This is a genomic window from Microbacterium sp. CIAB417, assembly GCF_022788845.1.
The window spans coordinates 1-527 of the sequence record NZ_JAHZUT010000041.1 but is presented as its reverse complement, the minus strand read 5'-3'; the positions used below and the strand labels follow the sequence as shown (position 1 = coordinate 527).

Genomic DNA, 527 nt, shown 5'->3' with positions numbered 1-527 from the left:
GATCTCGACGTGGAAGCCGAGCGTGCCGTCGTCGAGGAGCGCTTGGATTTCGTCGTCGAACAGCCAGTCCGCCCATGCGAAGGCGCCGGGGTCGGCGTACAGCAGGAATCGGTCCTGGTTCTGGAACGGCATGGGCTTGACGTCGGGCAGCGAGGGCAGTGGTGAGCGACGGGAGAGTCGCTGGTTCGCGAGCACCAGAGGCGGTGCCGTGGTCTCCAGCTCCAGGGCGACGTACCCCCAGCTCTGCGTGAACTGGTTGCCCACCGCGATCTCGGTGTAGAAGCTGTTGCCGATCTCGGTCAGCGGTGGTCCCGGGATGCGCACGATGTTGACGGAGCGCTGCATGAAGCGCGGTCGGCCGTCGCGTTCGCGGAAGATCACGCCCGGAAGGGGCTGAAGGGTGGCGAGTGGATAGTACGGCCATCCGTTGTCCTCGGCGAAGATCTGCACGATCTGCGCGAGCGGGTTCCAGTCGGCGACTGGTGCGGGCGGCTCGTAGAGGGGCGCATAGTTCACCGGAGCGGTCA

1 pseudogene is annotated in these 527 nt (G+C 66.2%); it reads right to left on the bottom strand.

From position 1 onward, the window contains the following. Positions 1–527: pseudogene (locus KYX17_RS31635) on the bottom strand (hypothetical protein); the annotation flags it as partial.